13 protein-coding genes are annotated in these 13,898 nt (G+C 75.0%); 3 read left to right on the top strand and 10 right to left on the bottom strand.

All coding sequences use genetic code 11. From position 1 onward, the window contains the following. Positions 1-46: 46 nt before the first annotated feature. From ACH4PY_RS30715 to ACH4PY_RS30695, 5 genes are all read right to left on the bottom strand, one after another. Positions 47-1,003: a cytochrome c oxidase assembly protein gene (locus ACH4PY_RS30715; RefSeq protein WP_398190239.1), complete on the bottom strand. Its 957-nt coding sequence runs from the start codon at positions 1,001-1,003 to the stop codon at positions 47-49. A gap of 128 nt (positions 1,004-1,131) precedes the next feature. Then, complete coding sequence (locus tag ACH4PY_RS30710) at positions 1,132-2,157, bottom strand: 6-phosphofructokinase (RefSeq protein WP_398190236.1); 1,026 nt, start codon at positions 2,155-2,157, stop codon at positions 1,132-1,134. Between the two features lie 201 nt (positions 2,158-2,358). Beyond that, on the bottom strand, positions 2,359-3,090 hold the full coding sequence (locus ACH4PY_RS30705) for a type 1 glutamine amidotransferase (RefSeq protein WP_398190233.1): 732 nt from the start codon (positions 3,088-3,090) through the stop codon (positions 2,359-2,361). A gap of 35 nt (positions 3,091-3,125) precedes the next feature. Then, a complete protein-coding gene (locus ACH4PY_RS30700; RefSeq protein ID WP_398190229.1) occupies positions 3,126-4,364 on the bottom strand; it encodes a MurT ligase domain-containing protein in 1,239 nt (412 codons plus the stop codon). A 185-nt stretch (positions 4,365-4,549) separates the two neighbouring features. Continuing rightward, positions 4,550-5,191: a TetR family transcriptional regulator gene (locus ACH4PY_RS30695; protein ID WP_398190226.1), complete on the bottom strand. Its 642-nt coding sequence runs from the start codon at positions 5,189-5,191 to the stop codon at positions 4,550-4,552. A gap of 148 nt (positions 5,192-5,339) precedes the next feature. Between ACH4PY_RS30695 and ACH4PY_RS30690 the strand changes: the two genes are divergently transcribed. Further along, a complete protein-coding gene (locus tag ACH4PY_RS30690) occupies positions 5,340-6,569 on the top strand; it encodes an acyl-CoA dehydrogenase family protein (RefSeq protein WP_398190222.1) in 1,230 nt (409 codons plus the stop codon). Positions 6,570-6,593: 24 nt separating this feature from the next. Here ACH4PY_RS30690 and ACH4PY_RS30685 read toward each other — a convergent pair whose 3' ends face one another. Further along, positions 6,594-6,746: a hypothetical protein gene (locus ACH4PY_RS30685; RefSeq protein WP_398190219.1), complete on the bottom strand. Its 153-nt coding sequence runs from the start codon at positions 6,744-6,746 to the stop codon at positions 6,594-6,596. Positions 6,747-6,798: 52 nt separating this feature from the next. Next, entirely contained in the window at positions 6,799-8,901 is a 2,103-nt protein-coding gene (locus ACH4PY_RS30680; protein WP_398190216.1) for an FUSC family protein, read from the bottom strand. Between the two features lie 473 nt (positions 8,902-9,374). Here ACH4PY_RS30680 and ACH4PY_RS30675 point away from each other — a divergent pair, with 473 nt between their 5' ends. Beyond that, on the top strand, positions 9,375-9,980 hold the full coding sequence (locus tag ACH4PY_RS30675) for a winged helix-turn-helix domain-containing protein (RefSeq protein WP_398190212.1): 606 nt from the start codon (positions 9,375-9,377) through the stop codon (positions 9,978-9,980). Positions 9,981-10,150: 170 nt separating this feature from the next. Further along, positions 10,151-10,513 (top strand): ArsR/SmtB family transcription factor, encoded by a 363-nt coding sequence (locus ACH4PY_RS30670; RefSeq protein ID WP_398190209.1) that lies wholly within the window; start codon positions 10,151-10,153, stop codon positions 10,511-10,513. On the opposite strand, the gene mgtA is transcribed toward ACH4PY_RS30670, so the two are convergent. The 3 genes from mgtA to ACH4PY_RS30655 form a co-directional block, all read right to left on the bottom strand. Then, a complete protein-coding gene (gene mgtA, locus ACH4PY_RS30665) occupies positions 10,484-13,174 on the bottom strand; it encodes a magnesium-translocating P-type ATPase (protein ID WP_398190206.1) in 2,691 nt (896 codons plus the stop codon). The genes ACH4PY_RS30670 and mgtA overlap by 30 nt on opposite strands. Then, positions 13,158-13,511, bottom strand: coding sequence for an ArsR/SmtB family transcription factor (locus ACH4PY_RS30660; protein ID WP_398190203.1), 354 nt, complete (start codon positions 13,509-13,511; stop codon positions 13,158-13,160). Before ACH4PY_RS30660 ends, mgtA begins: the two co-directional genes overlap by 17 nt. A 77-nt stretch (positions 13,512-13,588) precedes the next feature. Beyond that, positions 13,589-13,840, bottom strand: a complete 252-nt coding sequence (locus tag ACH4PY_RS30655; RefSeq protein ID WP_398190200.1) for a hypothetical protein — start codon at positions 13,838-13,840, stop codon at positions 13,589-13,591. Between the last annotated feature and the right edge of the window lie 58 nt (positions 13,841-13,898).

The raw sequence follows: 13,898 nt of genomic DNA, 5'->3' as shown, positions 1-13,898 counted from the left end.
AGGAGCGGGCCGGGAGCGGGTCCGAAGCGGGCCGGGGGAGCCGGGCTCAGCCGCGGCCGCGCGACTCCAGCGAGGCCAGGTAGGCGTTGTACGCGACCAGTTCGGCGTCGCCGTCCCGGTCCGCGGCGCGGTCCTTGCGCCGCGCCTGGCGCTGCTCGGAGGTGTACCACTGGATGAGCAGCGCGATGAGGACCACGACCGAGGGGATCTCGCTGAAGGCCCACGCGATGCCGCCGGCCGCCGTCTGGTCGTCCAGCGCGTTGATGCCCAGCGAGGCAGCGGGGTGCTTGAACGTGCTCACCAGCGGCTCGCTCGCCATCATCACCGCGATGCCGAAGAAGGCGTGGAAGGGCATCCCGGCGAACAGCTCCAGCATCCGCAGCACGTAGCCCGGCCGGTGCGGCCCGGGGTCGACGCCCATGATCGGCCAGAAGAACAGCAGCCCCACGGCCAGGAAGTGCACCATCATCGCGGTGTGCCCGAAGCTGTGCCGCATGAGCGAGTCGAACAGCGGCGAGAAGTACAGCGCGTACAGGCTCGCGACGAACAGCGGGATGGTGAACGCCGGGTGCGAGATCACCCGTACGTAGCGGCTGTGCAGCAGCTTGACCAGCAGCTCGCGCGGACCGGTGCGGCCGCGGCCGGCGGTCGGCAGCGCGCGCAGCGCGAGGGTCACGGGCGCGCCGAGCAGCAGCAGGATCGGCGAGAGCATGCTGAGGATCATGTGCTGCACCATGTGCACGCTGAACATGACCATGCCGTAGTCGTCGAGCCGGGTGCACATCGTGACGGCGATCGTCAGCACCCCGACGGTGAAGGAGACCGTACGGCCCACCGCCCACGCGTCCCCGCGCCGCCGCAGCCGCAGCACCGCCCAGCCGTAGAGCACCAGGGCGAGCGCGCAGCCGGCCGCGAACCACGGGTCGCCGCCGGTGACGGCGAGCCCCCGGCCGAGGGTGAACGGCGGCAGGTCCATGTGCATGCCGTGCCCACCGTGGTCCATCCGTCACTCCTCCGTCGCGCCGAGCGGCAGCCGGCCGTTTCGACCGATGTGCCCGCACCAGAGTAGAACCGCCCCCGCCCGGTGCTCCGGGCGGGGGCGGACCGCGGTCGTCGTCGCGGCTCAGCGCGTCACAGGACGCACTCGGCCTCGGTGTAGCGCTCGGCGGGCACCGTCTTGAGGTGCTGCACCGCCTCGGCGAGCGGCACCAGCGTGATGTCGGTGCCGCGCAGCGCGGTCATCATGCCGAACCGGCCGCTGTGCACGGCCTCCACGGCGTGCCAGCCGAAGCGCGTCGCCAGCACCCGGTCGTACGCCGTCGGCGTGCCGCCGCGCTGCACGTGACCGAGGATGACGGGCCGGGCCTCCTTGCCGAGCCGCTCCTCCAGCTCGACGGAGAGCTGGTTGGCGACGCCGGTGAAGCGCTCGTGGCCGTAGACGTCGGTGACGCCGGCGGTGAAGTCCATCGTGCCCTCGCGCGGCTTGGCGCCCTCGGAGACGACCACTATGGCGAACTTCTTGCCCGCCTCGAAGCGCTTGCCCACCACGGCGGCCAGCTCGGCGATGTCGAAGGGCCGCTCGGGCACCACGATCGCGTGCGCGCCCGCGGCCATGCCCGAGTGCAGCGCGATCCAGCCGGTGTGCCGGCCCATGACCTCGACGATCAGCACCCGCTGGTGCGACTCGGCGGTGGTCTTCAGCCGGTCCAGCGCCTCGGTGGCCACGGTCACGGCGGTGTCGAAGCCGAAGGTGACGTCCGTCGAGGCGATGTCGTTGTCGATCGTCTTGGGCACCCCGACGATCGGCAGGCCCGCGTCCGACAGCAGCCGGGCCGCCTTGAGGGTGCCCTCGCCGCCGATCGGGATGATCGCGTCCAGGCCCAGGTCGGTGACATGGCCGCGCGCCGTCTCCACGCCGCCGCGCAGGTGCGCGGGCTGCACGCGGGAGGAGCCGAGGATGGTGCCGCCGCGCGCCAGGATGCCGCTCACGGCGTCCAGGTCGAGCTTGCGGTAATCGCACTCGAGCAGGCCCTTCCACCCGTCGTGGAAGCCGATGACCTCGTCATTGTGGTCCACGACGGCGCGGTGCACGACGGACCGGATGACGGCGTTCAGCCCGGGGCAGTCGCCGCCGCTGGTCAGCACACCAATACGCATTGCTCTCGTTACTCCCGCGACTCGTCGGGACGGCCGGACCACGTCGTCCGGATGGATCACCGCAAGCTTACCGATCCCCGTACCGTGCCCTCCACGGCGACCGCACTGCGGACACCTGACGATTGACCGAACTCCGGGAGACGTTTTACCGGCGGCTTGCCGTCCGTACCCCGACAGGGTACGGACGGCGGGCCCGCGAGGTCACGCGGGCTGCTGCTCCGCGGCCGAGATGCGCTCGGCCCGCAGCGCGTCGTACCACCGGTCGTCGGTGGGCGGCAGCGCGTTGACGTCCAGCGCCAGCTTGATCAGCATGTCGGCGATGTGCGGATTGCGGGCCATCACCGGGCCGTGCATGTACGTGCCGAACACGGTGTCGTTGAAGGCGCCCTCGGTGCCGTCCCCGGTGCCGTTGCCGCGGCCGATCCGGACCCGGGCGAACGGGCGGGCGGTCGGGCCGAGGTGGGTCACGCCCTGGTGGTTCTCGAAGCCGGTGAGCGGCGGCAGGCCGAGCCGGGGGTCGATGTCGGCCAGCACGTCGCCGACGCAGCGGGCGCCCTCGCCGCGGGTGCTCACCACGTCCAGCAGGCCGAGGCCCGGCTCGGGGCGGCCGAGGTCGTTGACGAACTCGTGGCCGAGGATCTGGTAGCCGGCGCACACCGAGAAGACGATCGCGCCGTTGGACACCGCGCGGCTCAGGCCGCCGTCGCGGCGCAGCCGCTCGGCCGCGAGCCGCTGCGGGCGGTCCTCGCCGCCGCCGATCAGGTAGATGTCGCCGGAGGTCGGAACGGCCTGGTCGGAGCGGACGTCCACCCGGGTCACCGGGACCCGGCGCTGGAGCGCCCGGCGCTCCACCACCAGCGCGTTGCCCTGGTCGCCGTAGGTGCTCAGCAGATCGGGGTACACCCACACCAGGCGCAGGCTGGACTCACTCATTGGGGTATCTCCTTGACGGTCCTTGACGGCCCGGGTCAGTTGCCGACGCGGCGGCGCAGGTCCTGGAAGGCGGTGTAGTTGGCGATGGCCTCGATCCGGCCGGGCGGGGCGGTCCTGACCGCCTCGTCGAGGTCCGCGCAGACCACGAACTGCTGGTTGGCCACCTCCAGGCGCACCGCGAGGTCCAGCTTGCGGTCGCCGATCACCATGATCGGGTGCCCGGTCAGCCGGGTGTAGTCCACGTCCCACAGCCACGAGGTGTCGGTGCCGTCCGCGCCGCGCGCGTTGACCGACAGGATCACCGGGGTCGGCGGCGCGTCGATGAGGGAGAAGGTCTCCAGCCAGCCCGCCGGGTTCTTCGCCAGCAGCAGCCGCAGGTCGCGCCCGCCGAACTGCACCACGTCGTAGCGCCCGGCGACCGCCTGCACCTTGTGCATCCGCTCCAGCGCGACCTTCGGGTCGATGCCGAAGGTCGCGGCGACGGCCGCGGAGACGGCGGCGTTGGACTTGTTGGCCCGGCCCGGCAGCTGCAGGTGGATCGGCCAGGCGACGCCGTACGGGTCGACGACGTGGTCGCCGGACAGCGCCCAGGTCGGGGTCGGGCGGCGGAAGCCGCACTCGCCGCAGAACCAGTCGTCGCCCGGCCGCTGCAGCACCCCGCCGCACGACGGGCAGGACCAGGCGTCGTCCTTCCAGGACTGGCCGGCCGCGACCCACACCACGGTCGGGCTGGAGGAGGCGGCCCAGGTGACGAGCGGGTCGTCGGCGTTGGCGATGATGACGGCCTCGGACCCGGCCAGTCCCTCGCGCCACTTCTCGGCGAGCATCCGCGTCTCGGCGGCCCGGTCGAGCTGGTCGCGGGAGAGGTTCAGCAGCGCGATGGCCTTGGGGGCGACGTCCCGCGCGACCCCGGCGAGGTACTTCTCGTCCACCTCGATCACGCCGTAGCGGGCGTCGGAGCCGCCGGCCAGCGCGGAGGTGATGCCGGCCGGCATGTTGGCGCCCAGCGCGTTGGAGACGACCGGGCCGCCGGCCCGCAGCGCCTCGGCGAGCAGCCGGGTGGTGGTGGTCTTGCCGTTGGTGGCCGACACCAGTACGACGTCCAGGTGCCGGGCGAGCCGGGCCAGCAGATCGGGGTCGAAGCGCAGCGCGACCTTGCCGCCGATCACCGACCCGCTGCCCTTGCCCGCGGCGCGGGACACCGCGGCGGCCGCCCTGCCCGCCGTCACGGCCAGCTTCGCCCGCGGGGTCAGCGGCTCCGATTTGCCTGCCATCCGTCTGTCTTCCCTCCTGGATCCGGCGCGACTGAAGCCCGCGCGCCTCCCGCGGCGGCCGGGTGTTCCGCCGCTACGGGGGCCGCGACGGCGGCCGGCAAGTTCCGGTCGAGGTCAGCCTATCGACTCCGGGCCGCGAGCCCGCACCTCGCCGCCCGGACGGTTGCCCGTCCGGGGGCCCGGGATCACAGCCCGGGGCTGCCCGCGCGGTCGTCGGCCTCGACGAGACGTCCCCACAGCAGATCGGCCAGGTGGCGTACGAGGACGTCGCGGGGCAGCGGGCGCTCGCCGAGCCACCAGTCGCCCGCGGCGTACATCATGCCGACGATGCCGTGCCCCCAGACCCGGGCCAGCTGCGGACCGTCCGGACCGAGGTCCAGGCGCTCGGCGATCACCTCGCCGAGGTCCTCGCCCATCCGGCGCAGCAGCGGCGCGGAGTGCCGGCCGACGTCGAAGCCGCGCTCGTCGGAGGGCGCCTCGGCGGGGTGCATGAGGAAGCGGTAGACCTGCGGACGGGTCTCGATGGCCGACAGGTACGCGTGCAGCGTCGCCTCGACCCGGTCGCGGCGGTCGCCGGGGGAGTCCAGCGCGGTGCGCAGGGTCGCCAGCAGTGCGTCGGTGTGGCGTTTGGCCAGCGCGCGGTAGAGCCCGCTCTTGTCGCCGAAGTGGCGGTAGAGGATGGGCTTGGTGATCCCGGCCTCGGCCGCGATGGCGTTCATCGACGCCTCGGGGCCGTCGCGCAGGACGACCCGCTCGGCGGCCTCCAGCAGCTCGTTGCGCCGCCGTTGCGTGGCTGCCTGCTGCTCGCTCCGCTGGCCGGTCTCCACCCGGAACCTCCCCGTCGTCCGATGGCGGTGGTCTGCGCAACGTAACACCCCTGGCCCCGCACATCCGATGCGGCTTGGCGAGTTGACATCGCTTACCCGACGGTAACAGACTGCTGTTACCGCAAGTAACTAGCATGTGGAGGGGACGATGGGCGACTTCACGCTCGATCTCAACGACGACCAGCGGTCGGTGCGCGACTGGATCCACGGCTTCGCCGCCGACGTGATGCGCCCTGCCGCCGCCGAGTGGGACGAACGCGAGGAGACCCCGTGGCCCATCATCCAGGAGGCGGCCAAAATAGGCTTGTACTCGCTGGATTTCTACGCCCAGCAGTTCTTCGACCCCACCGGCCTCGGCATCCCGATGACGATGGAGGAGCTGTTCTGGGGCGACGCCGGCATCGCGCTGTCCATCGTCGGCACGGGCCTGGCCGCCGTCGGCGTGCTGGCCAACGGCACCGAGGAGCAGATCGGCACCTGGGTCCCGCAGATGTACGGTGACGCCGACGACGTCAAGGTCGCCGCCTTCTGCTCCTCCGAGCCCGACGCCGGCTCCGACGTCGGCGCCATGCGCACCCGCGCGGTCTACGACGAGGCGACCGGCGAATGGGTGCTCAACGGCACCAAGACCTGGGCCACCAACGGCGGCATCGCAGGCGTCCACGTCGTCGTCGCGGTCGTCGACCCCGAACTGGGCACCCGCGGCCACGCCTCCTTCATCGTGCCGCCCGGCACCCCCGGCCTGTCCCAGGGGCAGAAGTTCAAGAAGCACGGCATCCGCGCCTCGCACACCGCCGAGGTCGTGCTCGACAACGTCCGCGTCCCCGGCGACTGCCTGCTCGGCGGCAAGGACAAGCTCGACGAGCGCCTCGCCCGCGTCCGCGAGCGCGCCCGCAGCGGCGGCAGCGAGCGGATCAAGAACGCCGCGATGGCCACCTTCGAGGCCTCCCGCCCCGCCGTCGGCGCGATGGCGGTCGGCACCGCCCGCGCGGCCTACGAGTACGCGCTGGAGTACGCCAAGGAGCGCGAGCAGTTCGGCCGCCCGATCATCGACAACCAGGGCGTCGCCTTCCAGCTCGCCGACATGCGCACCCAGATCGACGCGGCCAGGCTGCTGGTGTGGCGCGCCTCCTGGATGGCGACCGCGGGCAAGCCCTTCACCTCGGCCGAGGGCTCGATGTCCAAGCTCTTCGCGAGCGAGACGGCCAAGAAGGTCACCGCCCAGGCCGTGCAGATCCTCGGCGGCAACGGCTTCACCCGCGAGTACCCGGTGGAGCGCATGCACCGCGACAGCGCGATCTACACCATCTTCGAGGGCACCAGCGAGATCCAGCGGCTGGTCATTGCCCGCACCCTGTCGGGCCTGCCGATCCGCTGACCCCGGGCGCTCCCGGCGGCGGGGCTACTTGTCCTTGCCGTAGCCGCGCAGCAGGAACCACGCCATCAGCGCGACGCCCACCACCGACACCAGCAGGACGGTACGCATCACCGGTCCCGGGCCCGCGGTGTCGGAGACCGCCAGGGTGCTCAGGTCGTGCATCGCGCCGATGTGCATGGAAGGCTCCTTCTGGTTCCGGCCCCCAAAAGCGTAGACCCGCACCCCCCGGTCACCGCGCCGCGGGGGGTCCGGGCTCGCCCGCGGGGTGCCGGCGGCCCGCCGACCTGGGGCGCAGCGCCTCGGCCAGCTCGTCGAGCGTGTCGACCAGCAGCTCCGCGCCGCGCCGTACGACCCGGTCGCCGGCCGGGTCGGACGGCCAGCGCGCCAGCTCGGCGTGCAGCGCCGACCAGTCCGGCGCGCGCCGGTCGCGCACCTGCCCGGCGGCGTGCGCGGTGGCCTCGCGCAGCACCGCGGCGAAACGCGCCGCCTCCGGCACCGGGGCGGCGTCCCGGCCCGGCTGGTGCGCCTCCATGACCAGCCCCACCCGCCCGATCGCCGACAGCGCCGCGTCGGCGTCCCGCACCGCGCTGCGCGACACCCCCCGGTGCCGCACCGGCTCGGCGTCCGCCCGCGCCACCGCCTGGTCCCAGGTCGCCCCGGCCGCCCGAAGGTCCAGCAGCGCGCTGCGCACCGCGCCGGGGCGGCGGCGCGCCGGATCGGCGTGCGCGTCCATCACCGCCGCGACGTAACCGCTGGTCGCCTCGATCCACTCGGCGAGCCGGTCGCGCAGCCGCGGCGTCTCCCACGCCGGGAAGACCGCGTAGGCGGCCATCGCCAGCAGCCCGCCGAGCAGGGTCAGCAGCACCCGGTCGCGCACGGTCTGCTCGACCTGCTGCCCGCCCATGCCCAGCAGGAAGACGACGTACGCGCCCACGCACGCCTGCGCGACCACGTAGCCGCTGCGCATCAGCAGGTACATCAGCCCGATGCTGACCACCGCGAGCCCTGCCAGCGCGTACGTGCCCGGATGCGTCGCCTGCGTGATCGCGGTGCCCAGCGCCACGCCCACCAGCGAGCCGGTGAAACGTGCCACCCCGCGCTCGTAGGTCTGGGTGAAGTCCGGCCGCATCACCATCACCGAGGCCATCGGTGCCCAGTAGCCGTGGCCCAGCGGCAGCGCGCCGCCCAGCACGTAGCCGACGCAGGCCACGACGGACAGCCGCAGCGCGTGCCGCAGCACCGGCGCGTCCCAGCGCAGCTGGCGGCGCACCGTGCGCACCGCGGTCGGCAGCAGCTCGCCCGCCTTCGGGCGCAGCAGGTGCGCGGTGCCGGTCGCGTCCGCCGGACCCGAGCCCTCCGCCCGCTCCACCGCGGCCGACAGCAGCGACACCAGCCGGGTCGCCGAGCGGCGCGCGCTGCCGGTCAGCTCGGTGCCGGGGGCGTCGGAGCGCAGCAGCGCGTCGGCGCGCTCGGGGACCTCCAGCGGCGTGCCGTGCCGGATCGACCGGGCCACCGCGTCCAGCACCACGGCCGCGACCGCCAGCACCTCGCGCGCCCGGTCCCGCTCCGGCCCCTCGGCCGCCGCTCCCACCGTGGGGTCGGCGAGGGAGGCCAGCACCGGCCGGATCCGCTCGGCCAGCACCCGCTGCCCGTGCAGCTCGTCGGGCCGCCGCCGGGCCTGGCGGGGCGTCAGCTCGGCGGCCTCGCGGGCGGTCATGAGCGCGCCGGGGTCGAAGGGCGCGACGGGCTCGTGCCGCAGCCGCCGGGCGTAGTCGGCCTCGGCGGCGAACGCGTCGGCCAGCGCGTCGCGCTGCGCGCCCCAGCGGCGGATCGGGAAGACCACGATCAGCGCCGCCTGCACCAGCGCCCCGAGCCCCACCAGGGCCGCGTGGTGCAGCGCGCTGAGCGCGGAGGTCGGCAGCGTGACCGTCACCAGCATCACCGCGACGGTCAGCGCCGAGACCATGCCGGTCGTGGGGCCCAGTGCCCACGCCAGGCCCGCGCCGAACGACCACACGGCCAGCAGCAGCACGAACGGCACCACGTGGGAGGCGGCCAGATAGCCGAGGAAGGTGCTCACCGCGAGCCCCGCGCCGGTCGCCAGCGCCAGCACCGGCCGCGGCCGCCAGCTGCGCTGGAAGGTCGCGGCACCGGCGGCGAACGCCCCGAAGGCCGACGACGCGGCGACGGGCGGCGACCACAGCCACAGCGCGAGCCCGATGACGATCGCGACACCGGCCGCCGCGCGCAGCGCGACCAGCGGTTCCAGCCGGGTCCGCTCGACCTTCAGGCCGGACCGGGAGGTCTCCCGCAGCGCACGCAACCACGTCATGGAGCAGAGAATAGGCAGTTCAGCGCCCGCTGCGGAGATCCGGCCCGGTCCGGTGCGGAGCCGGATCCCGGCGCGCGGCTCGGGACGCGGGGGAGGGCGGGGCGGAACGGGAAGGGGCCGGCGGGGGAACGCGGAGGGGCCGGCGGGGAACGCAACGCCCCCGCGCCCCGCGGGACGTGACGACCACCACCCCGCCCCGGCGCGCACACCCCTCACACCCGCGCGCCGCCTTCTGGTTCAATGGGGGACATGGCCAGCATTACTGACACCGGGACAGGTCGCAGCGACCTCGAACCCTTCTGGCCGTCCCGGCAGGAGCACCACTTCGACCGCTGGTGTTGCCGCGCGATCCCCGCGCGGACCCGCGAATCCCGCTGACCTGCCCGTAGGCCCCGCCCCTCCGGCGGCCGGGCGACAGCAGACGGTCCCGCGCACACGGCGTCCCACGACCCTTCGCGCGAAAGAGCCGAGCCATGTCGAACGTGCCCACCGCTTCCCCCGTCTCCGCCGCCCCGCAGGTGGCCGGAGTGCCCCCGCGACCGGGACTGCCACCGGGTGTGCCGTCCCTCAACCACCCCGCCGCCCGGCAGCGGCTGCGCGCCGTACGGCCCGACGAGGTGCCGCCCGCGCCGGACTTCCTGCCGCCCGGCGCCACCTGGCTGCCCGCGCCCGGCCATGTGCTGCCCAGCGCCCCGGGCGGCGCGCCGATGGTGGGCTACCTGGTGCTGGTGCCCGCCGAGCCGCCCGCCCCCGTGGTGGCCGCGCCGCCCGCCGCGGCGGCTCCCGCCGGTCCCGGACTGCGCATCGACGCCGACCGGCGCAGCGTCGAGGTGGACGGCCGCCCGCTGGACCTCACCTATCTGGAGTTCGAGCTGCTGGCGCACCTGGTGGCCCACCCGCACCGGGTGCACTCCCGCGACCAGCTCGTCACGACGGTGTGGGGCTACGGCCACGTCGGTGACGGCCGCACCGTCGACGTCCACGTGGCACGGCTGCGCCGCAAGCTCGGCGCGGCCCACCGCGGCACGATCGTGACGGTGCGCCGCGTCGGCTACAAGTACGCCCCGGCGCAGCCCTAGCATCGCGACCTCCCCCGAAGGGCGCCCCGGCCACCGCCGGGGCGCCCTTCGCGCTGTCCGGCGGGGTGTCCCGCCGGGGGCTCGGCCGACCTGCTGCGAGCCCGGCTTCGCGCGGCCTAGACTTGCCGTGTTGCGCAACTTCTGAATCCGAGGGGCCATACCGGGGTGCGGTGGTGACAGCGGGTGGGGACGCCGTGGAGGAGCCGTCCGCAGAGGCGGTCGCGCGGGCGGCGGCGGCCTTCGGTGTGCTCTCCTCGCCGCTGCGGCTGCGGCTGGTGCGGATACTGCTGGACGGCGAGAGCGACGTGAGCGCGCTCGCCGCGGCCGTGGGCAACGCGATGTCCACCGCCAGCGAGAACCTGGCGATGCTGCGGGCGGCCGGCCTGGTGCGGTCCCGCCGGGCCGGGCGCCGGGTGCTCTACGCCGTCGAGGATCCGCGGGTGGAGACGCTGGTGCTCCTGATGCTGCGGCGCTTCTCCGTCCCGGACGCGGGGCCGGACGCGTCAGGACCGCCCGCCGGACAGGGCGGGTGAACTGCGCGCCGTGGCCCGCCGCGTCGTGTGCCGGGACCTCACCGCGCGCAGCGCGACGGCGTAGAGCGCCAGCACGGCGGCCAGCAGCGCGTAGTAGACCGCGGGCAGCGCGGTCATGCCGAGCGTGCGGGCGGCGGGCGACAGGGGCAGGGCCAGGCCGATGACGGCGAGCGTCGCGGCGGCCGCGCGGATCGCGCGTGGGGCGCGGTGCGGCGCGGTGCGGCCGCCCGTGCGCAGCATGAGCATCACCAGGGCCTGGGTGAGCAGGTTCTCGGTGAACCACCCGGCGTGGAAGGCGGCCTGGCCGGCCCGGTGGTCCGAGCCCGGGACGGTGAGGACGAGCACGGCGAAGGTCGCGAGGTCCGCCGCGGCGTTGAGCAGTCCGAAGGCGGTGACGAAGCGCAGCAGGGCGCGCGGTTCGAGCGGCGAGGGGCGCCGCGCGCCGTCGGGGGCGGGCCGGTCGTAGGCCAAAGTGAGCTGGGCGGCGTCGAAGCACAGGTTCTGCAGCAGCACCTGCGCGGGCAGCATGGGCAGGAAGGGCAGCAGCAGACCGGCCGCGAGCATCGCGACGACGTTGCCGAGGTTGGAGGACAGCGCGATGCGGAGGTAGGCCGCGATCACCCCGGTGGCGTGCCGTCCCGCGCGGATGGCGTGGTCGATCGCCGTGAGGTCCTTGGCGGCCAGGACGACGTCGGCGGCCTCGCGCGCGACGTCGGTGGCGTCGCCGGGGCAGATCCCGACGTCGGCGGCCCGCAGGGCCGGGAGGTCGTTGACGCCGTCGCCCAGGAAGCCGGTCGTCCGGCCGGCCGCGCGCAGGGCGCCGACGATGCGGGCCTTGTGCTCGGGGGTGCAGCGGGCGAAGACCGTGGCGCGGTCGGCGAGTTCGGCCAGCGCCCGGTCGTCGAGCCGGTCGACGGCCTCGGCGCTCACGACCGTGCCCGGATCGAAGCCCAGGTCCCGGCACACGCGCGCGGCCGTGCCGGGATGGTCGCCCGTGACGACCTTGACGGCGACCCCGTGCCGCCGCAGGTCGTCGAGCGCGGCCGCCGCGCTGGGCGCCGGGGCGTCGCGCAGGGTCACGAAGCCCGCGAGGGTCAGGCCGTGCTCGTCGGCGGCGCCGTACGGCCCGGGCCGGGCGGGGCGCTCGGCGCGGGCCACCGCGAGCACCCGCAGGCCCTCGCCCGCGAGCCCGGCCGCGAGGGCGGCGGCCCGCTCCAGGGCGGACGCGTCCAGGGCGGTGTCCCCGTCGCCGGTGGCGGCCCGGGTGCAGCGCCGCAGCACCTCCTCGGCGGCGCCCTTGACGACCACGACGTGCCGGGCGCGGCGGCCGGTCCGGCGGACGACCGCGGTGGAGATGCGCCGCGAGGGGTCGAAGGGCAGGGCCGCGACCCCGTCGTAGGCGTCCTCGTAGGCGTCGCCCGCCGCGGCGGCGGCGTCGAGGACGGCCTCGTCCAGCGGGTCGGCCGCGGGCAGTTCGGCCAGCTGGAGGTTCCACAGGCTGTTCACCGCCGCCCAGTGCAGCACCCGCGGCTCGAGGCGTCCCGCGGCGTCGACGCACCCCTGGACCACCGGCCGGTCGAGGGTGAGGGTGCCGGTCTTGTCGGTGCACAGGACGTCCACGGCGCCGAGGTTGTGCAGCGCGGGCAGCCGGCGCACCACGACGTCCCGTTCGCGGGCGAGGCCCGCGGCCCGGCGCGCGAGCACGGTGGTGACGACGACGGGCAGCATCTCCGGGGTGAGGCCCACGGCCACGGCCACGGCGAACGGCAGGGTCTCCAGGCCGCGGCCGCGCAGCGCCGCGCCCGCGGTCAGCACCAGCGGCGGGGTGACGAGCATGAAGCGGACGAGCATCCAGGAGATGCCGTTGACGGCCCGGTCGAACGCGGAGCGCGGGCGGCTGCCCGGGGAGTGGTGGGCGCGGGCGAACGCGGTGCGCGCGCCGGTGGCCGTCACCACCGCCGTCGCGCTGCCGGAGGCCACGCTGCTGCCCTGGAAGCACACGTCCGCACGGTCGAAGGCGCCGCCCGCGGGTCCGGGCACGTCCAGCGGGCGCTTGGCCGCGGGCGCGGACTCGCCGGTGAGGGCCGCCTGGTGGAGTGTGAGGTTCTGCGCGCGCAGCAGCCGTACGTCCGCCGGGACGACGTCGCCGGGGCCCAGCCGGATCACGTCCCCCGGCACGAGCAGGGCGACGGGCAGCTCGCGCAGCCGCGGCGCGGCGTCCGGTCCCGCCCGGCGCTGCACGGTCGCGGTGGCGGCGACGAGCCGCAGCAGGTCGGCCGCGGAGCGGTCGGCGCGGAATTCCGCGTGCGACCGCAGCGCGCTGCTGACCAGGACGAGCACGGTGATCACACAGGCCGCGCCCCACGAGGAGACCAGCGCGGACGCCAGCCCCAGGCACAGCAGGACGGCGGTGAACGGGTCGCGCAGCGTGCGGGCGTAGCGCACCGGCCAGGTCGGCGGGCGGCGGCCGGGCGGGGTGTTCTCGCCGCAGCGGACCAGCCGGTCCTCCGCCTCGGCCTCGGTCAGGCCGCGCGGCCCGCTCTCCAGGCGGCGCAGCACCTCCAGCACGGTGCCGCCCGCCGCGGCGGGCGCCCCGCCGGACCCGGCGGGGCCGGTGGTCCGCGGTGCGGGGCCGGCCGTGCGGTCAGGCGCCCAGGCCACGGGCGGTCTTGCGGGAGGGCGTCTCGCGCTGGGCCAGCTGGCCGACCATCACGCGGACGACCGTCACCACGTCGGGACCGTCGACCAGGTAGACCTGCCGCCGGCCCTCGCGGCGGGAGCGCACGAGCCCGGCCAGCTTGAGCTTGGCCAGGTGCTGGCTGACCGCGGGCAGCGAGGCGCCGACCCGCTCGGCGAGTCCGGTGACGTCGCAGTCGCCCTGGGCCAGGATCCACACGATGTGCAGGCGCATCGGCGAGGCGAGCAGACCGAACGCGGCGGCCGCGTCCTGGAGCACCTCGGCCGAGGGATCGCGGTGGTCTCCGGCCGACCTCGTCACGTGAACCTCCCTGCCCCCGGCGCCTGTCGGGGCACCGGACCGCGCACCGCCCGACGGCGGACCGTACCACGCACCGGTCAGGGGCTCGCCCCGTCCCACCCGTAACTCAGCGGGAGCCCGCCGCGGCGGCGGTAGACGTGCAGCGCGGAGACTTGCAGCCCCCGGCCGTCGCCCACCACCGGGCACTCGACGGTCACCTGGAGCACCTGGGGCCGCCCGGCGACCCGTACCCGCAGCCCGTCGGCGGGACCGCCCTCCAGACCGGCCTCCTCGGGGACCGGCGTCCCGCGCTGACTCGTCGCGCCCGGCGCACTCTCGGTTCCTGCCATGGGGACAGTTTAGGACTTGCGTAACTGAACAACTGGCGGATGTGAGCAACCCTACGTC

It is taken from the genome of Streptomyces sp. NPDC021224, from assembly GCF_044332905.1.
In the GTDB taxonomy this organism is placed as follows: domain Bacteria; phylum Actinomycetota; class Actinomycetes; order Streptomycetales; family Streptomycetaceae; genus Actinacidiphila.
The sequence above is the reverse complement of the archived record's forward strand: the minus strand, read 5'-3'. Positions and strand labels throughout refer to the sequence as shown.